Source organism: Halorientalis pallida (genome assembly GCF_004118325.1).
Classification (GTDB): Archaea; Halobacteriota; Halobacteria; order Halobacteriales; family Haloarculaceae; genus Halorientalis; species Halorientalis pallida.
In genome coordinates this window covers 147,654-166,871 of the sequence record NZ_RDFA01000003.1, presented here as the reverse complement: position 1 = coordinate 166,871, position 19,218 = coordinate 147,654, and the positions used below count along the sequence as shown (strand labels likewise).

The window sequence follows — 19,218 nt, the reverse complement described above, 5'->3', positions numbered from 1 at the left end:
TGCGGTGGCTCCGACATAACCGTTGGGAGCGAAGAGCAATCGTTTTTCACCGGACCTGCACAAGTGGGGGTAGGGCGTGTGGCCTAGTGGACAGGGCGAGAGGTTCCTAACCTCTCGATCCCGGGTTCGAATCCCGGCACGCCCGTGCAGGGAGGAGCGAAGCGACGACCGAACCGGACCCGAGATTCGAAGTAGACCGAGGTTCTGCGCGGAGCGCAGGTTCTCGGGCGTGGTTCGAATCCCGGCACGCCCGCTCCCTTCGGTCGTGGGCCTGCCGATGTCCCACTCGCCACGCTCGCGGGACTCCCGGCACGCCCGCCCGATCCACTACACCTGTTTCCCAGGGTTTTCGGCACGCGTGCAAGTAAATATCGGCACGATTCGATTGGTATTTAATCCCCTGTAGAAAATGTCCGACTGCAATATGTTCGGTAAATTTGACAGACGGCAGTTTCTCGGTTTGACGGCTGGGGCTGCTGCGGCGGGGATCGCAGGGTGTACCTCGAACGATGGAGCCGGAACGGACACCGGGACGGACGATTCCGATGGCTCTCCCGAGTCGACCACGTCGTCCGGCGACGACGACTACACGAACGGCGTCGGGAGTGACGCGTCTGTTTCCTTCGCCGTCCCCTCGGACGGCGCGACACTCAGTAGTCCGTACGTCCAGTGGCAGGGCTCGGCCAGCGGCGTCACTATCGAAGAGTCGGGGGCCGTCAACGAGGGGGCCGGGCACTACCACGTCATGGTGGACACCGAACCTGTCGAGTCCGGCGAGACGATTCCTGGCGACGACCAGCACATCCACTACGGGACTGGACAGGACAACGGGGTCCTCGAACTCGAACCGGGCGACCACACGCTCCACCTACAGGTGGCGGACGGCGAACACACTGCGATGGCCCTGACCGACACCGTCGAGGTAACTGTCGAGGACACTGCCAGTCTCGACCTCTCGACCAGCGTCGACGGGAGCGTCGTGGAGTGGGACGTGACCGCCGAGAACTACACCATCGAACCGTCGAGTGCGGGCATCGACGCCAACTCCGGGCACCTCCACGCCGTCATCGACGCCGACCACGTCCCGGTCGGTGACGTGATTCCGAGCGATGCCAACCACATCCACTACGGCGACGGCTCGACCAGCGGGTCCATCGACCTGGCCGAGCAACCGGGTGACGCCTACGAACCCGGTGACCACACGATCCACTTCCAGGTCGGAACCGGCACTCACCGCGCGACGATGGTCCACGCCCACACGACCGTCACGACCGAGTGACGCCGCTCTCGAACTACCCGGCCCGGCTCGAGGCCGAGTAATATACACGAAGGAAATAGATCGAGGAGTATCTTCCAGAACGACGGGGACAGGAACAAACTTTTTGTCGGATTACACGCGACATGGAAGTGCAGTATGGCACAAGCGGAACGGTCCGGTCCCAGGGAGGAAGACCGGGACGGAGAGGAACGGGACCGCGAGTCCGAGATGCCGACACCGGGTGGACTCCGCGGTCTCGTCTAACCGGGTACAGACCGTCCTACGACGGGACGAACCACGTGGAGCGAACCATTTTTTCGGTCTCGTCGTCGATCACTCCTGCCCGCCAGCGACGCCCGGCGCGAGACTCACCGTCGTCCCGTCGGTCAGCGTCGTCGCCGCTCCGTCCGCGTTCCGGACGTTCGCCTCGTCGACCAGGACGTTGACGTGCGGTCTGAGGTCGCCGTCCCCGTCGAAGAGGAGCGGCCCAAGACTCTCGTACTCGTCGGCGAGCGACGAGATCGCCTCGCCGACCGTCGTTCCTGCCTCGAACTCGCGCTCGAGGTGTTTCTCGCCGATACTGTCACGGATCGTCGCGTACGTGACGAACTCGACGTGCATGGCCCTCCTCCGCCCGGCACCCGGTTAAGCCCGGCGACGTGCCAACGCTGTTAGCTCTCGTGCGCGTGACGTTAACTGTTGGAAGGAAAATAACTATGAACGGCGGTCGAGTGGAACCCACATGTCACTGGAACGCGCACCAGCCGAGCGGTTCGAGGATCTACCGGACTACGACTACGAGGCCAATTACGTCGACGTGGGCGGCCCCGAGATGGCCTACGTCGACGTGGAGGGCGAGGGCGACGAGACGTTCCTCTGTCTCCACGGGGAACCGACGTGGTCGTACCTCTACCGGAAGATGATCCCCACGCTCTCGGAGGCCGGCCGCGTCGTCGCGCCGGACCTGATCGGGTTCGGTCGTTCGGACAAGTGGCCCGATCAGGACGACTACACCTACAGTGCGATGTACGACACGGTCGAGCGGTTCGTCGAAGAACTCGACCTCCGGAACGTCACGCTGATCTGCCAGGACTGGGGTGGCCTGCTCGGGTTGCCCCTGGCGGCGAACACCCCCGACCGGTTCGCGCGACTCGTCCCGATGAACACCGGCCTCATGGACGGCAGCCAGTCGATGCCGGACATCTGGCACGATTTCAAAGACATGGCGGCCGAAGATCCCGACTTCGACGTGGGCCAGCTGGTCGAAGGGGGCTGTCTCTCGGCCCTCTCCGAAGACGTGGTCGAAGCCTATCGCGCGCCCTTCCCGGACGAGGATCACATGGCGGGTGCGCGCATCCTGCCGAGTCGGGTCCCTATCGACCCGGACATGGACGGGGCCGAACTCACCAGGGAGGCAAAGGCGACCTTCGAGGAGTGGGAGAAACCGGTGTTCGTCCTCTTCTCGGACTCGGACCCGATCACGCACGGGTCGCGTGACTACCTGCGTGACCTGTTCCCGACCGCGAGCGAACAGCCCGACGTCTGGATCGAGGGTGGCGCGCACTTCCTGCAGGAAGATCGCGGGGAGGAAATCGCCGAAGAGATCGTCGACTTCGTCGAGCGGACCTAGCGGACGACGACCGCACCGCGCCCGTTGTAGGGGCGGTCGCCCCGACAGTAGTAGCGATAGACGCCGGGTTCGTCCAGTGTCACGCTGTACGTGTAGCTTGCGTCCCGCACGTTGTCACTGGGCTCGAAGTCGCCGTCTTCCCAGGTCACGTCGTGTGTGCCACCGCGGCCGGTCCAGTCGAAGGCGATCCGGGTGCCTCTGTCGACCAGGATCGCGATCGGATCGAACGAGCGGTTCTGCCCGTTCGGGCTCCGTGCGCCGACCGACACTTCGACCGACCCCTCGCCCCGCCGGTCGGTCAGCCGGCCGCTGTACTCCTCGTACTCGCTGAGCCACTCGTCGACCGTCGGGTAGCCGCTGAGCGTCTGCTGTTCCTCGACGATGATCGCGCCGCGCATCCCGAGCGCGCCGCCGTGATTCGAACACTTGTAGAGGTAGACGCCGGGCTCGGTCAGGGTCACGGTGTAGGTCTTCCCGGACGACGCGACGGGGCGCCCGCTGTCGAACAGGCCGTTGCGTTCCCGGACGTTGTGCTGGTTCGCCGGATCCTCCCAGAGCCACTGGATCTTCGTCCCCGTCGTGACCCTGATCGCGGGTCTGCCGAACGCGAAGGTACTGCCCGAACCGTCGTCGACGCCGACGCCGATCTTCACGTCGGTCCGCCCGATCATCGGGTTGACCTTCCCGTTGTAGTTTTTCGTGTTCGCGAGCCAGTTGTCGACGGCCGCTTTCGGGTTCTGCACGTCGGCTGGTTCGTCGGGTTCGGTCGGTCCCTCCGGTTCGTCGGGTTCCTCGGGTGTCTCCACGTCAGCCTCGGTCTCCTCGGGCGTGGGCGTCGGCGTCCCCGCTTCGGTCTCCTCGTCGTCGTCATCGTCAGGGTTCTCGCCCGAACCGCTGTCGGAACAACCGGCGACACCCGCCGCTGTCGCCACCACTGCGGTCCGGAGAAACGCTCGACGCTTCGATTGCCAGGTCATGCGGGAAACCTCTGTGGCCACAAAGATAAATCACTTGACCTTCCTTCGGGGCCCGACACGCAGTTTTTGTGTCTATCGCCCTAGGCGGTGTACATGACGTCCCACCGCTGGGTGGAGGACCGCCCATGACGATACTGGCACTGGGCGATCAGTTGACGCGGACCGTCGGCCCACTCGCGGATCACGACGGTCGCGTGCTCATGATCGAGGCTCGCGACTTCGCCCACCGCCACCCGTACCACCCGCACAAACTCGCACTGGTGTTCGCCGCGATGCGTCGGTTCCGCGACAGGCTACAGGCGGCCGGTCACCCCGTCGACTATCGGCGAACCGAGACGTTCGCCGACGCGCTCGAGGCACACTTCGAGGCCCATCCCGACGACGACCTCACTGTCGTCCGCCCGGCGAGCCACGGCGGGGCCGACCGGATGCGACGACTGGTCTCCGACGCTGGCGGCTCGCTCACGGTCGTCGAGGACGAGCGGTTCCTCTGCTCGCCTGCGGCGTTCGACGAGTGGGCCGGTGACCGCGACACTCTCACGCACGAGACGTTCTACCGCCACATGCGGCGTGAGACGGGCTACCTGATGGACGGCGACGACCCGGTCGGCGGCGAGTGGAACTACGACGACCAGAACCGTGAGACGCCGCCGGAGGGCTACGAACCGCCCGAGGCGCCGACCTTCGAGTACGACGACGAGACCCACGAGGTGATCGAGTGGGTCGAGTCGGAGTTCTCGGGCGGCTACGACGAGCCCCCTTACGGTGGCGACTGGGCCGACCCCGAGCCGTTCCGCTGGCCCGTGACCCGCGAACAGGCTCTCCGCACACTGGACCACTTCGCGGAGAGCCGACTCCCCGAGTTCGGCCCCTACCAGGACGCCATGCGCGAAGACGAGTGGGCAATGAACCACAGCCTGCTGTCGGCCCCCCTCAACCTCGGACTGTTGACCCCCGACGAGGTGGTCGAGCGCGTCCTCGACGCGTACGAGTCGCGGGACGTGCCGCTCAACAGCGTCGAGGGGTTCGTTCGACAGGTGATCGGCTGGCGGGAGTTCCTCAGGCACGTCTACCGCCGGGAGATGCCCGAACTGGCGACCGCGAACCAGCTCGGGCAGACCGAGGGTCTGCCGGGGTTCTACTGGACCGGCGAGACCGACATGGCCTGTCTCTCGGACGTGATCGACGGCGTGCGCCGCCGGGGGTACTCCCACCACATCGAGCGGCTGATGCTCCTCTCGAACTTCGCGCTGATCTACGGCGTCGAACCGGCCGCGCTGAACCGCTGGTTCCACGCCGGCTACGTCGACGCGTTCCACTGGGTCACGACACCCAACGTGATCGAGATGGGGTCGTTCGGCGCGGGCGTGTTCGCCACGAAACCCTACGCGTCCTCGGCCAACTACGTCGACAAGATGAGCGACTACTGTTCGGATTGCTCCTACTACAAGACCAAGACGACGGGCGAGGGGGCCTGCCCGTTCAACACCTTCTACTGGGACTTCCTGGACCGTAACGAGGACGAATTACGGTCGAATCACCGGATGGGACTGGTGTACAGTCACCTCGACAACAAGGACGACGAAGAGATCGAGGCGATCCGCGACCGCGCGACCGAGCTGCGTGAACGAGCGGAAAACGATGACCTCTGATCAGCGGAACCGGCCGAACAGTCGGTAGTCCTCGCTGGGCGTGTACGACCGGAACGCGAGGCTATTGGCCAACACGGAGACGCTGGACAGCGCCATCGCGCCCGCCGCGAGCACGGGTTGCAACAGGCCCAGCGAAGCCAGCGGGATCATCGCGGTGTTGTACCCCAGCGCCCAGAACAGGTTCTGCTTGATCTTGGCGAGGGTCCCTTCGGAGACGCGGATTGCCTTCAGCACGTCCTGCGGATCGGATCGCATCAGCGTCACGTCCGCGGCCTCGATGGCCACGTCCGTCCCGCTCCCGATGGCACAGCCCACGAACGCCGCCGCCAGCGCGGGCGCGTCGTTGACCCCGTCGCCGACCATCATCGCCCGCTCGCCGTCTGCCTGAATCGCCTCGATGGCGTCGGCCTTGTCCTCGGGCAGGACCTCGGCCCGGACGTTCTCCGGACGGATCCCGACCTGCTCGGCCACGGCCTCGGCCGTCCGCTCGTTGTCGCCGGTGATCATGTGGACGCGCAGGTCCCGCTCGTGGAGCGCGCTCACGGCCGCCTTCGCCGACTCCTTGACCGTATCGGCCGTGGCGACCACGCCGACGAGGTCGCCGTCGACCGCGACCAGCATCGCCGTCTTGCCCTCGCTCTCCAGGCGCTCCATCGTCTCCGTCGCAGGTGCCGGATCGACGTCGTTCGACTCCAGCAGGCGGCGGTTCCCGACGAGGACCTCGCCGCGGTCCGTCGTCGCCCGCACGCCCTGCCCGGGGACGTTCTCGAACGCCTCCGGTTCGGCGGGCTCGAGGTCGCGCTCCCGGGCCCCCGCGACGATGGCCTCGGCCAGCGGGTGTTCGCTCCCCCGCTCGGCGCTGGCGGCGGCGGCGAGGACGACCGACTCGTCGACCTCCGGCTCCAGCCGGCCACCCTCGGGCGCAGTGCCCCCATCGGCGACAGCGCCGCCACCCACGACTGCCACGTCGGTCAACTGCATCTCGCCGGTGGTCAGCGTCCCCGTCTTGTCGAAGACGACCGTATCCACGTCCCGGACCCGCTCCAGGACGTCACCCCCCTTGAACAGGACGCCGTTTTGCGCGCCGATGGAGGTCCCGACCATCGTCGCTGCCGGCGTCGCCAATCCCAGCGCGCAGGGACAGGCGATCAAGACGGCGCTGGCGAAGACGACCACCGAGAACTCGAAGACCGACACCGTGCCCCCGGCCACCATCGGGCCGCCAGCCACGAGTCCCAGGAGCGGGATCGCGCCGACGATGCTCGCCAGCACGTCGGGAGCGGTGTACCAGACGCCCGCCCAGAACAGCGCGTTCACGATGACCGCGGGCACGAAGTACGCGCTGATGCGGTCCGCGACGTTCTGGATCTCGGGCTGGCGGCTCTGAGCGTCCTTGACCATCGAGACGATCTGCTGGATCGCCGTCTCCGAGCCCACCTTCGTGGCTTCGACCACGAGGACGCCGTTCTGGTTGACCGTCGAGCCGACCACCTCTTCGCCCTCGCTCTTCTCGACCGGGACGGACTCACCGGTCACCATCGACTCGTCGACCGCGCTGGACCCGTCGACGACCGTCCCGTCGGTCGGAATCTTCTCGCCCGGCCGCACCTTCATCCGGTCGCCGACGTCAATCTCCTCGACGGGGACCTCGCGCTCGTTTCCGTCCGCGTCGACGAGCGTGGCCGTGTCGGCCTGCATCTCCAGCAACTGTCGGATCGCCTCGCCGGCCTGCCCCTTCGAGCGGGCTTCCAGATAGTTCCCGAGCGTGATGAACGTCAGGATCAACGCCGCCGAGTCGAAGTACAGCCCCTCGGAGGCGATCAGCCCCAGGAGGACGGCCACGGAGTAGACGTAAGCCGTCGACGAGCCCAGCGCGATCAGCACGTCCATGTTGGCCGTGCGGTTCCTGACCAGCGCCGTGTAGCTGTTCTCGTAGAACTCCCGGCCCAGCACGATCTGGACGGGCGTCGCGAGCAGGAAGGCGAGCCAGCCCATCTCGATCCCGAAGACCGTGTCGGGTAACGCGCCAGGGGACAGCAACTCGACGGCCATCATCGCCACCAGCGGGAGCGACAGCGCCCCGCCGAACAGGACCAGTCGCTTCTGCCGGTCGATCTCGGCCTGGCGAGCGGCGTCCTGACGTGCCTGGGAACTGTCGCCGTCCCCGTCGCCCCCCTCTTCGTCGTCCCGGACCGGGGTGTACCCCGCGTCCTCGATGGCGTCGTACAGCGCCGATCGGCCGGTTGCGGCGGGGTTGTACGTCACACTGGCCTCGTCGGTGGCGAAGTTGACTTCGGCCTCGATCACCCCGGGCTGGCGTTCCAGCGCGGTCTCGTTGGTCTCTGCGCAGTTCGCACAGGACATGTCGGTGATCGGGATGGTGAGCGACTCCCGGACCACGCCGTAGCCCGCGTCCTCGACGGCCGCGTAGATCTCGGCCAGCGAGGTCGCCTCGGGGTCGTAGGTCACGGTCCCTTCGTCGGTGGCGAAGTTTACGTCCGACTCGGCGACGCCGTCCAGCCCCGCGAGGGCCTCGTCGATGGTGCCCGCGCAGTTGGCACAGCTCATCCCCGTCAACTCCAACCGCGTGCGCCGTTCGGTCATCTCGTCTGTACGTAGGCTACCCACGTTCAAGCGGTTTGTCCTTGTTTTCCCGTCGCAGAATCCGGACGAGACTTTGCTTTCGAAGGTGAAGATCCGATCGAGTTCAGGAAACGCACGCGGTCACGAGGTGGCGCCCTCTCGAAGCTCCTCGTACCGGTCGACGAACTGGGAGCGACAGGACGAACAACAGAAGTGGTAGCGACTCCCGTCGAGTTCCGTCGTTTCGCCACCGCTGCCGACGGTGTTGCCACACTCGGCACACTCGGGGGCGAACTTCGCGCCGTCCATCGAGGGCGACCAGGCGGTGTCGTCGAGCAAGCGTACGTCGTACCCGTCGAGGTCCTCCATCTCGACCGCGTCGGCGAGCATGCCGCTCACGTCGCCGTCCTCGACCGTCGCCGTGGCCACGACGCGCTCGTCCACGGTGGTGAAGACGTGTTCGACGGGATCGGCGGCCGACAGCGCGTCGGCGACTACCCCCCCACGGCCCGGCCGGACCTGCAGGTCGAGCAGCACCGGGACACCCTCCTGGAGCACCGACCGGTCGAGGTCGACGGTGAACCGGCGCACGATACCACGGTCCTGGAGCCGGTCGATCCGGTCGGACACCGCGGGCGGCGAGAGACCGACGGCCTCGGCGATGTCGCTGTACGGACGGCGACCGTCCGAGAGGAGGATGTCGAGGATCTCCCTGTCGGTCTCGTCGAGTCCGCGCATAGGGGCACTGCGACCGGCCCCGGCAAGTCAGTTTCGCCGCCCCGGCCCCACTCACCGCGTGCCGAGATCGATTCGTACCAGCACCAGAACAGAACCAAACGAAGGACTGAAACGCGAGAAACCGAACAATCCCGGAATATGGAACGTGATCTCGTCGACGTGGTGTGGGACGACTTACACGAGCGGGTCGGCGAGGACCTCCGCACTGTCGTCCAGTACGACGCGGGGTCCTCGGTGGTGCAGTTCCGGCCAGACGTGGAAGAACAGTACGAGATGACCGAACGACAGCAGATCCTCGACGACGCCATCGTCCAGCAACTGAGCTTCTCCGATCAGGGATCCGTGTTCAAGACCGGGGAACTGCGATCGTTCGTCCGCGTGTTCGACGAGGCCTGGGTCCTCACGTGGCGCGAACCGTCGAACGTGAAAGCAGGATTCCTGATCTCGATTCAGCGCGACGGCGAGGTCGCCACGATGGCGGACGTGGAGTACTGCGTCCAGTATCTCGACAGCGAGATCGAACCGCGGCTGTGACCGCGGCCGGCCGCCCCGCTACTCCCGCCCGAGCGTGTAGAACTCCGCGTTGGGCCGCATGTCGACCAGGTGAGCCATGCGGTTCGAGAGGTTGTAGAAGGACACGACGTTGCCGATGTCCCAGATCGCCTCCTGACTGAACCCGTGATCCCGGAGTCGCTGGAGGTCCTCGTCTTCGACCCGCGCGGGCTCTTCCGTGAGTTTGACGGCGAAATCCAGCATCGCGCGGTGGGTCTCGCTGATATCCGCGGTGCGGTGGTTCGCGGTCAGTTGTTCGGCCAGCATGGGCGCGTCGGCGTAGATCCGACAGAGCGCGCCGTGGGCGACGATGCAGTACAGACAGTCGTTGACGCCCGAGACCGTGACGATCAGCATCTCGATCTCCTCGCGTTCCAGCGCCGTCTCCTCCAGTAAGGCGTCGTGGTAGTCGAAGAACGCCTGTGCCTGCTGTGGGCGATAGGCCATGGCGAGGAACACGTTGGGCGTGAACCCAGCCCGCTCCGTCTCCGCCTCGATGCGTTCCTGCATGTCCTCGGGCAGGTCCTCGGTATCCGGCACTTCGAACCGCGTCATCGCTTCCGTCTCGTCTCCCATGCCACCCCTCTCGACCAGCGGGGGCTTCAGTGTTGGCCGCGACTCACTCCTCCGTGGCGCCGTCCTCGACCACGTCGCCGTCGCGCCACCGGTAGAACAGCCACAGCAGGGCGTAGGCGGCCACGCCGCCGGCGAACAGGACGACCGGGATCACGAACGGCCCGACCCGACTCAACACGTCTCCGGCGACCGACGAGAGCATACCCCGACTGTGGCCGGAAGCCGGTTAAGCGTCTCCATCGTAGCCGAAAGTTCATGTCCGAACACGAACCATCACCGTGTGTGTACCGGGCAGGTCATCTCGGCGTCTCGCTGCTGGTCGTGCTCCCGGTCGCGGTCGTGCTGGTGCTGGCGGGCCGGCCCGACCTGGCCGTCCTCGGGGAGGTGTGCGTGCTGTCGGTCGCCTCCCTGCCCGACGTGGACCACGAGCTGCCGCTGGTCTCTCACCGCGGCGTGACTCACACGGTCTGGTTCGCCCTCTCGATCGGTTTCGGGTTCGCCGCGGTCGGGTGGGTCCTCGGCGGGCGAGTAACCACACCGCGATCGGCCGAACTCGCGGTCGCCGGGTTCGGCTTCGGGACGCTCGGCATCTGTGCCCACCTGCTGGGTGACGTCCTCACACCCACGGGAATCACGCCGCTGTGGCCCCTCTCGAGGCGGACAGTTACCTTCGACCTGGTCCGTGCGAAGAATCCGGTCGCGAACTACGGCCTGCTCGGCGTCGGCGTGTTCGCCACGGCCGCAGCGGTGGTCCTCACACCGTGAGCCGTGGTGACCTCGGCGGGGTTCGTCTCAGACGAGGTCCTGGTTCTCCAGTTCGTCCACGATGTCGTCGACGAAGTCCTCGGCGCTGTCGTACGGGAAGTCCCCACCCGAGAGCTTCGTGTTGAGCTCCATCGCCGTCATGGAGAAGTTCCCGGACTCGAACGTCGTCGACGGCCCGTTGGGCAGGGCGGGTACGAGATCCATCGGACTCGAGATCGGATAGTCGGCGCCCTCGAACGCGTCGATCATCTGCTGTCGCAGATCCTCTTTGTCTGCCATGATCCACTCCAACGGTTTTCGAAGCTAGTGTAAAAACATTCGTGTGTGTGATCGGTCACGTTTCGGCGGTCCACACTCCCGGGACAGTCGGGCCGTCCAGGGACGAGAGTAACCCGCCACAACTTTTGATCCCGACGCCAGCGTAGGTGATCACTCGCGGTATGACCGCTTCGGAGGACCACTTGGGACCGTGGCGAACCTGCGACGGGAGTCGAGTCGCCGCCGACGGCGACCCGGACGCAGTCCTGGCACACGTCAGCGACCTCCACGGTCAGTTGTCTCCACGGCAGCAGGTCTACTACGATACGGGACAGCCGAACCCCGAGATCGAGTTCGGCGACGACGACCGCACGATCGAACGCGCGGGGGGCGTCCCCATCCTCACGGCGAAACTCGAGGAACTGCGTGCGGAACATCCGGTCCTGACGTTGATGTGTGGCGACACCTTCCACGGCTGTGCCGAAACGACCTACACGAACGGGCGTGCGATGCTGGAACCGATCGACCAGCATCTGCGCCCCGACGTGTACGTCCCCGGCAACTGGGACTACTCGAACGAGGCGGCCGAGGACGGAAACCTCACGGCCGTGCTGGACGAACTGGCCGCGCCAGTACTCGCCGCCAACCTCTACGACTGGGAGTCGACCGACCGGCTCTACGACGCGTACGATCTGTTCCAGGTCGACGACTGCACCGTCGGCGTGGTCGGCATGACGAACGTCTACGTCGACCGGATGGCCCCCGCGTTCTTCCGGGGGAGATATCGCTTCGGGAAACACCCGTCACAGCTCGAATCGGCCGCGGCCGATGCGCGCGCGGACGGGGCCGACATCGTGGTCGCCGTGACCGAGATCGGCCTCCCCTGGATGGTGCAGGCCGCCAAGGACTGCCCGACGGTCGACATCGTGTTCAGCGCTCACACCCACGAGTACACCGACGAGCCCCTGTTCGTCGACGGGACGGTCGTCGTCGAGTCCGGGATGGGCGACGCGCTCGGCCGCGTCGACGTCCGGACCCGTGACGGCCAGTTCCAGTTCCGCCACTCCCTCTACCGTCTTATCGAGGACGGCCCAAACACGCCGGAGCCGGATCCCGAGGCGGCGGCGACCGTCGAGGCTCTCCGCCGACCGTTCTTCGCCGAAGATCCGGGGTTCGAGCGCGGGGCCGGGCGGCTGGACCGGTCGCTCGACACGGTCGTCGGGCGGACGGAGAGTGCCCTGTCCCGCCGGTCGTTCCTGGAGAGTCCCTGGAACACGCTGTTCAACGACGCGGTACGCTGGCACTTCGGGACCGATCTGTCCGTCGCCCACGGGTTCCGGTACGGGAGCGCGGTTCCGCCCGGCGAGATCACGCTCGGCGACGTGTACACGGCGTTCCCGATGACGGCACCGGTCGCGAAGGGCGTCGCGTACGGGCAACAACTCACCAGCCACATGGAGGGCTTCCTCGAAGACAACTTCACGCCCTACCCGTACGCCCAGGAGGACGGCCGCGTCCGGTCGTACTCCTCGAACGTCGAAGTGATCGTCGATCCGACCGCGAAACGGGGCCGCCGCCTGGTGGAGTTGCGGGTCGACGGCGACCCGGTCGATCCGGAGGCGACCTACTCTGTGGCGACCGTCCGCCGGCCTGGCGACCCGGAGCGGGACCTCGGGAACTGCGGCTTCCCGTTCCGTGACGTCCAGGTCGACGACGAGGCGATCCCGGCCGACGTGGTCGTCGCCTTCCTCTCGAGGCACTCGCCGGTCGACTACGAGCCGTCGGGGCGGGTCCGGACGGCCGAGGACGGCGGCGACGCCCAGAACACCCCCGCGGACGGCCCGTACCCGTTCGTCCAGCCGGGCGTGGACTACGCCGACGGCGACGGGTACTGTGAGACACGGATGATTCCCCGCGGGAACCGCTTCCCCGAACAGGGTCGCAACCAACATCGATAGCGGTCGGGGACCGACTCAGGCGGAACGGCCCGACGACTGCACACCGATCCCTCATCGATCCATGGTCGAAACCATCACCGTCGAACGACTCGCGGACCGAATCGACGCGGACGAACAGTTCACGCTCGTCGACACACGACCGACCGACAGCTACGAGGCCTGGCACGTCCGGGGTGCCGAGAACGTTCCGTACGACCCCAGCGAGGGACTCGATCAGGCCCAACTGGACGACGTGTCGTCCATGGCCGACGGACGTTCGGTCGTCGCCATCTGCGGGAAAGGGCTGACCTCGACGCCGTTCGGGCTCGAACTCGCGGAGAACGGCTTCGAGGACGTGTCGGTCGTCTCCGGCGGCATGGAGGCCTGGAGCAAGGTCTACGAGGTCGTCCCGATCCCGACGGCGGACGACGATCTCGTCGTACGACAGGTCCAGCGGCGGGCGAAGGGCTGTCTCGGCTACGTCGTCGGGTCACGAACCTCGGGTACGGCCGTGGTAGTCGACGCGACCCGGCAGACGGACCAGTTCAAAGTCGCCGCACAGGACGCGGGCCTCGTCGTCGAGGGTGTCGTCGACACGCACGTCCACGCCGACCACGTCTCGGGGGGTCGACGACTCGCCGACGAGGTCGGGCTCGAGTACTATCTCGGTGAACAGGCCGTGGACCGTGGCGTCGAGTACGAGTTCACACCACTGTCGGACGGCGACGTGATCGAAGTCGGCGACGTGACGATAGAGGCGCTACACGCTCCGGGCCACACCTCGGAGATGGTCAACTTCCGTGTCGGTGGGGAACTGCTGTTGACCGGCGACACGCTGTTCGTCGACTCCGTCGGGCGGACGGAACTCCAGTTCGGGGAGGCGGACGCCGCACACGGCGCGCAACTCCTCTACGAGACGCTGCACGAGACGATTCTGGAACTGCCGGCCGACCTGACGGTGGCCCCAGGACACGTCGCCGTGACCAGCGACGGGCGCTACGAGTCCGGGTCGCCGGGAGAGCCGATATCGGCTCGACTGGGCGATCTCGGTACGGAACTGGACCTCCTCCAGCTCGACCGCGAGGCGTTCGTCGACCGGTTGACCGAGGACGCGCCGGAGAAACCACCCAACTACGAGGACGTGATCGCGATCAACACCGGGGCCGAACGAGTCGAGACGGAACACGAGGCCACCGAGCTCGAACTGGGGCCGAACAACTGCGCCGCCTGAGCGGCTACAGTTCCGGGACCGCCGTGAACAGCAGGACGAAGGCGTTCACGGCCAACAACAGGAGCACGAGCCACTGGAAGATGCGTTCGGGGATGTGGTCGAAGATGTACACGCCGATCCAGGCACCGAGAAACACCATCGGGATGGCCACGAGCGCCTCGGCGAGTAGCGGCGTCGTCACTGCGCCAGTGTACGTGAGCGCCCCGAGGCGGTACAGCATGAGCGTCCCGAAGAAGGCCGTGAAAACGGCCTTCATCTCCTCGCCGCTTCAGAAGCCGCTGGCCGACATGAAGGCGCCGTAGACGATCATCGGGGGGCCGGGGACCGCCACGGCACCGCCGAAGATTCCGGCGAACAGCCCGGCGGACGCCCCGACGACCTTCCCCGGCCGGTACTCACTGGCTTCGATCCAGTCGGTGACCACGTCCAGTTGCTGGGTCGCACCCACGACGAGGACGGCCAGGACCAGTACGACGCCGATGGCGATCCGCATCTGCGCCTCGTCGAACCGGCTGAACACGAAGATACCGAGCGGCATCCCGACGACGAGGCCGCCGATCGGAACGAGCCACCGCCGCCAGTCGAACGCGTCGCGGACGCTCCACCACACGCGGCCGTTGCTCACCACGGCGGTGGCCGTGAAGACGATGGAGGCGCTCGACGGACTCCGGAACAGCGGTAATATCCCCATCGACACCTGCGCGAACCCGAACCCAGCGATACCGTGCACGAGCGACGCGAACAGGATGACGACGGCCGTCAGCCCGGTCGTTCCCCAGTCGCCGATCATTCTTCGGCCCTCCGGGACCGTATCATGCACGGGGCGATTCCACGACCACGGTGATGTCTGTACTTGCGGGTTCGTCGACTCCCGACCGTGGGTGACAGACCCATACATATTTTACCGTCGCGCGAGAGATTGCTGTCACTATGCGAGTCAATTGTAAACACTACGTGAGTTTTCCCAGCGATCCGTTGGCAGGTGAGCCCTGATTATGGAGATCACAGTCGACGGCGAGACCGACGAGGACACCGCCCGCGTGATCGCGACGGCGGTCGCCGAACACCTCGGCCAGCCCGTCGAGATCGTCGATCCTGGCGGCGACCGGGTCGCGGCCGACGAGGAGGAGTGGACGGGCGGGGGCGACATCGTCACCGAGCGCGAGCAGAAACTCCGCGAGCAGATCGAGGACATCGTGTCCGGCGGTCCCGAACGAGGCCACGAGAAACTCGAGAAGCTCGGGAAGGCGTTCGTCCGCGACCGCCTCGATCTCCTCTTCGACGAGATCACCTACGAGGACGGAACCTTCGCCCGGTTTACCGACGACGACGAACTTCCCGCCGACGGCCTGCTGACCGGCGTCGGCGAGATCGAGGGCCGGGAAGTCTTCTTCACCGCGAACGACTACAGCGTGAAGGCCGGCTCGCTCGGTCAGATGGGCGTCGAGAAGGAGATCCGCCTCTCGGAACGGGCCGCCGAGGCCGGCGCACCCATCGTCCGCCTGATCGATTCGACGGGGGCGCGGCTCAACGCCGAGGAACGCGAGAAAGGCGACACGCACATGGACCGCTACCGCGGCGGGAAGATGTTCTACAACCAGTGTCTCCACTCCGGCCAGGTCCCACAGATCGGCGTCCTCTACGGGCCGAACATCGCGGGCTCGGCCTACACGCCCGTCTTCTGTGACTTCCTCATCATGGTCGAGGACATCTCCGGCATGGCCATCGCCTCACCTCGTATCGTCGAGGCGATGACCGGCGAGTCCGTCGACATGGAGAACCTGGGCGGCCCACAGGTCCACGCCACCCAGTCGGGTAGCGCGGACCTCGTGGTGCCCGACGAGGAGGCCGCCGCCGAGGCCGTGAAAGCCCTGCTCTCCTACCTCCCACAGCAGTACGACGCCCCGAACCCGACGCGGGAGCCGAAACCACCCGTCAAGAACCCCAAGGGACTGGACGCGGTGATCCCCGACGAACCGAACGCCGCCTACGACGTACACGAGGTGATCGACCGCGTGGTCGACCGGGACTCCTGGTTCGAGACCAAGCCGCAGTTCGCCCCGGAGATGGTCACCGGGTTCGCCCGCATGGGCGGGCGACCCGTCGGCATCGTCGCCAACCAGCCAAACCACGTCAGCGGGGCCATCTTCCCCGACTCCGCGGAGAAGGCCGCCGAGTTCGTCTGGATCTGTGACGCCTACGAGATCCCGCTCGTGTATCTGTGTGACACGCCCGGCTTCATGGTCGGGTCGAAGGTCGAACGCGAGGGCATCCTCCAGCGCGGCCGGAAGTTCATCTACGCCACCTCGAACGCGCAGGTGCCGAAGTTCTGCGTCGTCACCAGAAAAGCCTACGGCGCAGGTATCTACGCCATGTGTGGTCCCGCGTTCGGTGCCGACGCGACCCTCGCGCTCCCGAGCGCCGAGATCTCCGTGATGGGCCCGGACGCCGCGGTCCACGCGCTGTTCGGCGGGCAACTGGAGGAGATGGAAGGCGAGACTCGCGAGGCGTTCGTCGACAGCGCCAAAGCGCAGTTCGACGACTTCGTCGACCTGCGGGCCCAGGCCGCGAAGATGCAGGTCGACGAACTGCTGCCGGCCGGTGACCTCCGCGAGCAACTGCTGGCCCGGCTCTCGGCGTTCCGGAACAAGCGCCGGGACGACCCGGACCGTCACCACGGGACGATCCTGTTCTAGCTGTCTTCGTCGTCGCCGTCCTCGCTTCTCTCCCGCCGAACGACGAGCACGGGCGCGACGGCCCCGTCTGCGATCCGTTCGCTCGTGTCACCCAGCACCGTCGTCAGTAGGGTCTGCTCCCCTTCGCCCATGACGATCACGTCGAAGTCGTCCGAGCGGTCGACGATGGCTCGCGTGGGAAACTCCACGTCGTCGGATTCGGTGCGGATCTGTTCGTCGGCCAGGCCGCGGTCCCGGAGCGTCTGTTCGGACTGATCGAGGAGCGCGGTGTTCTCGTCGCCCGTGAGATCCCAGAGCGTGACCCGTTTGTCCTCGCCGTCGACGAGCGTCGAGACGAGATCGGCCAGTCGGTCCACGTCGACGACGTCCCGGAGCGGGACCAGAATATCGTCGATCTCGCCCGTCGGGTTCGGCAGGAGGACGGCGGTCGCGTCGATCTCGTCGGCGACGCGGTCGAGCGTTTGCTCCCGGTCGTGGGTGAAGGCCACGCGTTCCTCGACGTCGCTGTGTGCCTCGGCGAACGACGCGGCGATGTCATCGACGGCTGCCCGCACTCGATCCTCGAACTGCATGCTCGCCTGCTCGGTCGGCGTCTGCTCGGGGATGACGTGGTAGCCGAGGAGTATCAGCTCGGCTGGGGCGAGAAACGCCACGAGCGATTGCGGGATGGTCTGTCCCTCCAGCACTTCGATCGGTACGAGGACACGTGGCGGTTCGCGGATCGCGAGGTCACCGGCCGTGTCCGGTTGGTCGTCGGTCATCAGAGAACCCCCTTGAGAGACACGTCACTGGCGTAGTACTTGTACCACACGCCGGACGCGATCATTATCGCGGCACCGACTCGTCGTGAGAGCGGCTGCATGAACGCGATCATCCCGAAACTGGCGATCGCGCCGACTCCAGCCACGACCGGGGCCGCGGGGACCCGGAACTCGGGGTCGTACCATTCCGGCTCGTCACGGCGGATCACGAGTAACGCGACACAGATCAGGCCGTACATCACCAGATGGAGGAACGAGGCGACCTCGGCGAGGACCTGGACCTCGCCGGACGCGGTCAAGACGAGCACGGGGCCGCCGGCCATCGCCAGCGCGACGTGTGGCGTCCCGTATTTGAGGTTCATCCGACTGGCGTACTTCGGGATGATGGCGTCTTTGCTGACCGCGAAGACCGCCCGCGAGGTCGAGAGGATCGACGCGTTGGCGCTGGAGATCGTCGCCAGCAGTCCCGCGACCAGGATCAGAACCGCACCTGGGACGCCGAAAAAGGAGCGTGCCACTTCGACCATCGCGGTCTCGCCGAAGGCCGTCAATCGCTCGCTTCCGAAGGCGCTGGTCGCGACGAAGATCGTCACGACGTAGAGGACCCCGACGATGAGGACCGAACCGACCATCGCCAGCGGGAGGTTCCGACCGGGCTCTTTGATATCGCCGGCTATCGTCGCCACCTGCGCGAACCCGAGATACGAGGTGAACACGAGCGCGGCCGTCGTGAACACCGGCATCGGGCCGAACGGCAGGAACGACTCCGGCGCGCTGGGCTGGCCGAAGATTCCGACGGCATCGAGACCGCCGTAGCCCAGAAAGAGGACGAGGATGGTCAACAGCAGGCCGACGACGTAGTTCTGGAGTTTCGCGGCGTTCTCCGTCCCGAACAGGTTCAGTCCCGTGAGGAAGGCACCGAAGACGAGTCCGAGCGGGACGACGACGCCCGCCCCGCCCAGGTCGATGCCGGCTTCGGCCAGCACCGCCGCCGCGTAGCTCCCGAACCCGACGAGGTAGAACGCGGTCGCGAATACCAGCCCGAGCCACACGCTGATGCCGACGACGGCACCGGGGAGTGCGCCGAGTGCGCGCGAGACGAAGTAGTAGCCGCCGCCGGACTTGGGCATCGCGGTGGCGAGTTCGGAGGCCGGGAGCGCCACGAGCAGGGCGACGACCGCGCCGATGGCGAACGAGCCGGCCGCCGCCGGCCCCGCCTGGCCCGCCGCGATACCGGGGAATACGAAGATGCCCGCGCCGATCATCGTCCCGATGCCGACAGAGAGGCCGCCGACGAGTCCGATGGACCGCTCCAGCTCCGATCCCTCCTCGGTGACCGTCGTCTCCTCGTCCACGGCCGTCGGTGACGCGACGGTCGACGGTGACTCGCCGGCTCTGTTGGTCTGGTCGCTCTCGGCCACGGGTTTCCTCGGGTGTGAGTTATCTGGGGTCGAGAACGCCGGGCGTAATCAGTGCGGCGGTGGTTCCCCACTCCTGGGAACGACGGCTGGATCGGCCGCTGCCCGTCAGACCCGACGGTGCGCCGTTCTCACGTCCTGGGAACGCGCCTCGGAGGTTTCATGGGTCGCCTACGTATTTCGCGA

The 19,218-nt window shown here is 66.5% G+C and carries 19 protein-coding genes and 1 tRNA gene; 9 read left to right on the top strand and 11 right to left on the bottom strand.

Annotated features, from left to right (window positions below; all coding sequences use genetic code 11):
- Window positions 1–72 precede the first annotated feature (72 nt).
- Window positions 73–145 (top strand) — tRNA-Arg (locus EAF64_RS09520).
- Between the two features lie 279 nt (window positions 146–424).
- Window positions 425–1,279, top strand: a complete 855-nt coding sequence (locus tag EAF64_RS09515) for a DUF4399 domain-containing protein (protein WP_227738929.1) — start codon at window positions 425–427, stop codon at window positions 1,277–1,279.
- A gap of 312 nt (window positions 1,280–1,591) precedes the next feature.
- Here EAF64_RS09515 and EAF64_RS09510 read toward each other — a convergent pair whose 3' ends face one another.
- Window positions 1,592–1,879 (bottom strand): ubiquitin-like small modifier protein 1, encoded by a 288-nt coding sequence (locus EAF64_RS09510; RefSeq protein ID WP_129068750.1) that lies wholly within the window; start codon window positions 1,877–1,879, stop codon window positions 1,592–1,594.
- Between the two features lie 121 nt (window positions 1,880–2,000).
- Here EAF64_RS09510 and EAF64_RS09505 point away from each other — a divergent pair, with 121 nt between their 5' ends.
- Window positions 2,001–2,888 (top strand): haloalkane dehalogenase, encoded by an 888-nt coding sequence (locus EAF64_RS09505; protein WP_129068749.1) that lies wholly within the window; start codon window positions 2,001–2,003, stop codon window positions 2,886–2,888.
- Here EAF64_RS09505 and EAF64_RS09500 read toward each other — a convergent pair.
- The gene (locus EAF64_RS09500) at window positions 2,885–3,865 is read right to left on the bottom strand and encodes a halocyanin domain-containing protein (protein ID WP_193767636.1); all 981 of its coding nucleotides are present in this window, start codon (window positions 3,863–3,865) and stop codon (window positions 2,885–2,887) included. The genes EAF64_RS09505 and EAF64_RS09500 overlap by 4 nt on opposite strands.
- Window positions 3,866–3,990: 125 nt before the next feature.
- Here EAF64_RS09500 and EAF64_RS09490 point away from each other — a divergent pair, with 125 nt between their 5' ends.
- Complete coding sequence (locus EAF64_RS09490) at window positions 3,991–5,517, top strand: cryptochrome/photolyase family protein (RefSeq protein WP_129068747.1); 1,527 nt, start codon at window positions 3,991–3,993, stop codon at window positions 5,515–5,517.
- Here EAF64_RS09490 and EAF64_RS09485 read toward each other — a convergent pair whose 3' ends face one another.
- Together EAF64_RS09485 and EAF64_RS09480 are read right to left on the bottom strand one after the other, a co-directional pair.
- Window positions 5,518–8,121 (bottom strand): heavy metal translocating P-type ATPase, encoded by a 2,604-nt coding sequence (locus EAF64_RS09485; protein WP_129068746.1) that lies wholly within the window; start codon window positions 8,119–8,121, stop codon window positions 5,518–5,520.
- A gap of 120 nt (window positions 8,122–8,241) precedes the next feature.
- A complete protein-coding gene (locus tag EAF64_RS09480; protein ID WP_129068745.1) occupies window positions 8,242–8,838 on the bottom strand; it encodes an AsnC family transcriptional regulator in 597 nt (198 codons plus the stop codon).
- 138 nt (window positions 8,839–8,976) lie between these two features.
- On the opposite strand from EAF64_RS09480, the gene EAF64_RS09475 reads away from it, so the two are divergent.
- A complete protein-coding gene (locus EAF64_RS09475) occupies window positions 8,977–9,372 on the top strand; it encodes a hypothetical protein (RefSeq protein ID WP_129068744.1) in 396 nt (131 codons plus the stop codon).
- Between the two features lie 18 nt (window positions 9,373–9,390).
- On the opposite strand, the gene EAF64_RS09470 is transcribed toward EAF64_RS09475, so the two are convergent.
- Window positions 9,391–9,966 carry a peroxidase-related enzyme gene (locus EAF64_RS09470; RefSeq protein ID WP_129068743.1) on the bottom strand — a complete coding sequence of 192 codons (576 nt, stop codon included), beginning with the start codon at window positions 9,964–9,966 and terminating at the stop codon, window positions 9,391–9,393.
- A gap of 43 nt (window positions 9,967–10,009) precedes the next feature.
- A complete protein-coding gene (locus tag EAF64_RS20960) occupies window positions 10,010–10,168 on the bottom strand; it encodes a hypothetical protein (RefSeq protein WP_193767635.1) in 159 nt (52 codons plus the stop codon).
- Window positions 10,169–10,248: 80 nt separating this feature from the next.
- Between EAF64_RS20960 and EAF64_RS09465 the strand changes: the two genes are divergently transcribed.
- The gene (locus tag EAF64_RS09465; RefSeq protein ID WP_129068742.1) at window positions 10,249–10,731 is read left to right on the top strand and encodes a metal-dependent hydrolase; all 483 of its coding nucleotides are present in this window, start codon (window positions 10,249–10,251) and stop codon (window positions 10,729–10,731) included.
- Between the two features lie 27 nt (window positions 10,732–10,758).
- On the opposite strand, the gene EAF64_RS09460 is transcribed toward EAF64_RS09465, so the two are convergent.
- On the bottom strand, window positions 10,759–11,010 hold the full coding sequence (locus EAF64_RS09460) for an MTH865 family protein (RefSeq protein WP_129068741.1): 252 nt from the start codon (window positions 11,008–11,010) through the stop codon (window positions 10,759–10,761).
- A 161-nt stretch (window positions 11,011–11,171) separates the two neighbouring features.
- Here EAF64_RS09460 and EAF64_RS09455 point away from each other — a divergent pair, with 161 nt between their 5' ends.
- Together EAF64_RS09455 and EAF64_RS09450 are read left to right on the top strand one after the other, a co-directional pair.
- On the top strand, window positions 11,172–12,947 hold the full coding sequence (locus tag EAF64_RS09455; RefSeq protein WP_129068740.1) for a bifunctional metallophosphatase/5'-nucleotidase: 1,776 nt from the start codon (window positions 11,172–11,174) through the stop codon (window positions 12,945–12,947).
- Window positions 12,948–13,008: 61 nt separating this feature from the next.
- The gene (locus EAF64_RS09450) at window positions 13,009–14,157 is read left to right on the top strand and encodes an MBL fold metallo-hydrolase (RefSeq protein ID WP_129068739.1); all 1,149 of its coding nucleotides are present in this window, start codon (window positions 13,009–13,011) and stop codon (window positions 14,155–14,157) included.
- Between the two features lie 4 nt (window positions 14,158–14,161).
- On the opposite strand, the gene EAF64_RS21370 is transcribed toward EAF64_RS09450, so the two are convergent.
- On the bottom strand, window positions 14,162–14,413 hold the full coding sequence (locus tag EAF64_RS21370; protein WP_227738928.1) for a hypothetical protein: 252 nt from the start codon (window positions 14,411–14,413) through the stop codon (window positions 14,162–14,164).
- Between the two features lie 12 nt (window positions 14,414–14,425).
- Window positions 14,426–14,947 carry a sulfite exporter TauE/SafE family protein gene (locus EAF64_RS09445; RefSeq protein WP_227738927.1) on the bottom strand — a complete coding sequence of 174 codons (522 nt, stop codon included), beginning with the start codon at window positions 14,945–14,947 and terminating at the stop codon, window positions 14,426–14,428.
- Window positions 14,948–15,152: 205 nt separating this feature from the next.
- Between EAF64_RS09445 and EAF64_RS09440 the strand changes: the two genes are divergently transcribed.
- The gene (locus tag EAF64_RS09440) at window positions 15,153–16,853 is read left to right on the top strand and encodes an acyl-CoA carboxylase subunit beta (protein WP_129068738.1); all 1,701 of its coding nucleotides are present in this window, start codon (window positions 15,153–15,155) and stop codon (window positions 16,851–16,853) included.
- Here EAF64_RS09440 and EAF64_RS09435 read toward each other — a convergent pair.
- Both EAF64_RS09435 and EAF64_RS09430 read right to left on the bottom strand, forming a co-directional pair.
- Complete coding sequence (locus tag EAF64_RS09435; RefSeq protein ID WP_129068737.1) at window positions 16,850–17,614, bottom strand: universal stress protein; 765 nt, start codon at window positions 17,612–17,614, stop codon at window positions 16,850–16,852. The genes EAF64_RS09440 and EAF64_RS09435 overlap by 4 nt on opposite strands.
- The gene (locus EAF64_RS09430; protein WP_129068736.1) at window positions 17,614–19,035 is read right to left on the bottom strand and encodes an APC family permease; all 1,422 of its coding nucleotides are present in this window, start codon (window positions 19,033–19,035) and stop codon (window positions 17,614–17,616) included. Before EAF64_RS09430 ends, EAF64_RS09435 begins: the two co-directional genes overlap by 1 nt.
- Between the last annotated feature and the right edge of the window lie 183 nt (window positions 19,036–19,218).

What these genes read in the sequence shown, in the direction of transcription:
- EAF64_RS09515 (WP_227738929.1), top strand. Translation starts at nt 425, where the DNA reads ATGTTCGGTAAATTTGACAGACGGCAGTTTCTCGGTTTGACGGCTGGG.
- EAF64_RS09510 (WP_129068750.1), bottom strand. Translation starts at nt 1,879, where the DNA reads ATGCACGTCGAGTTCGTCACGTACGCGACGATCCGTGACAGTATCGGC.
- EAF64_RS09505 (WP_129068749.1), top strand. Translation starts at nt 2,001, where the DNA reads ATGTCACTGGAACGCGCACCAGCCGAGCGGTTCGAGGATCTACCGGAC.
- EAF64_RS09500 (WP_193767636.1), bottom strand. Translation starts at nt 3,865, where the DNA reads ATGACCTGGCAATCGAAGCGTCGAGCGTTTCTCCGGACCGCAGTGGTG.
- EAF64_RS09490 (WP_129068747.1), top strand. Translation starts at nt 3,991, where the DNA reads ATGACGATACTGGCACTGGGCGATCAGTTGACGCGGACCGTCGGCCCA.
- EAF64_RS09485 (WP_129068746.1), bottom strand. Translation starts at nt 8,121, where the DNA reads ATGACCGAACGGCGCACGCGGTTGGAGTTGACGGGGATGAGCTGTGCC.
- EAF64_RS09480 (WP_129068745.1), bottom strand. Translation starts at nt 8,838, where the DNA reads ATGCGCGGACTCGACGAGACCGACAGGGAGATCCTCGACATCCTCCTC.
- EAF64_RS09475 (WP_129068744.1), top strand. Translation starts at nt 8,977, where the DNA reads ATGGAACGTGATCTCGTCGACGTGGTGTGGGACGACTTACACGAGCGG.
- EAF64_RS09470 (WP_129068743.1), bottom strand. Translation starts at nt 9,966, where the DNA reads ATGGGAGACGAGACGGAAGCGATGACGCGGTTCGAAGTGCCGGATACC.
- EAF64_RS20960 (WP_193767635.1), bottom strand. Translation starts at nt 10,168, where the DNA reads ATGCTCTCGTCGGTCGCCGGAGACGTGTTGAGTCGGGTCGGGCCGTTC.
- EAF64_RS09460 (WP_129068741.1), bottom strand. Translation starts at nt 11,010, where the DNA reads ATGGCAGACAAAGAGGATCTGCGACAGCAGATGATCGACGCGTTCGAG.
- EAF64_RS09455 (WP_129068740.1), top strand. Translation starts at nt 11,172, where the DNA reads ATGACCGCTTCGGAGGACCACTTGGGACCGTGGCGAACCTGCGACGGG.
- EAF64_RS09450 (WP_129068739.1), top strand. Translation starts at nt 13,009, where the DNA reads ATGGTCGAAACCATCACCGTCGAACGACTCGCGGACCGAATCGACGCG.
- EAF64_RS21370 (WP_227738928.1), bottom strand. Translation starts at nt 14,413, where the DNA reads ATGAAGGCCGTTTTCACGGCCTTCTTCGGGACGCTCATGCTGTACCGC.
- EAF64_RS09445 (WP_227738927.1), bottom strand. Translation starts at nt 14,947, where the DNA reads ATGATCGGCGACTGGGGAACGACCGGGCTGACGGCCGTCGTCATCCTG.
- EAF64_RS09440 (WP_129068738.1), top strand. Translation starts at nt 15,153, where the DNA reads ATGGAGATCACAGTCGACGGCGAGACCGACGAGGACACCGCCCGCGTG.
- EAF64_RS09435 (WP_129068737.1), bottom strand. Translation starts at nt 17,614, where the DNA reads ATGACCGACGACCAACCGGACACGGCCGGTGACCTCGCGATCCGCGAA.